The sequence below is a fragment of the Bradyrhizobium sp. sGM-13 genome (assembly GCF_018398875.1).
Taxonomy (GTDB): Bacteria; Pseudomonadota; Alphaproteobacteria; order Rhizobiales; family Xanthobacteraceae; genus Bradyrhizobium.
Window position 1 is genome coordinate 1 of record NZ_JAGWDK010000239.1, and the last position, 339, is coordinate 339.

Here is a 339-nt window from a genome sequence, read left to right on the forward strand (position 1 = left end):
TTCCGGAGCATCTGCGCGCTGCGCACTGGAGCGGCTTCAACGCGGCGATGACAAAGGGCGTAATGAAGCGTCAAGGCCGTCCGACGCTGACCCGGGCGCTGCACAAAAGCGGACGCAAACTCTACGTCGAGATGACCTTCGCTGTCGTCAAAGGCGACGAAAGCGAAGTGTTGGGTTCGGTCGCCATGGCACGCGACGTCACGGACCGCGTCGAGCGAGAGCGTTCCGCAGCCCGCACGACCTGAGAGGAACGGTAGCCATGCTACGCGTTGCGTCTGGAATGGTCGCCGACACGTTCGGCCTCCTCACTCCTTCGCTTCAGCCGTCGAGACTTCCCGT

At 63.1% G+C, this 339-nt stretch carries 1 protein-coding gene; it reads left to right on the forward strand.

Annotation, left to right across the window (positions count from 1 at the left end; all coding sequences use genetic code 11):
- On the forward strand, positions 1–245 hold a 245-nt coding region (locus KJQ96_RS38920; protein ID WP_213291212.1), incomplete at its 5' end, for a PAS domain S-box protein.
- Positions 246–339: the final 94 nt, after the last annotated feature.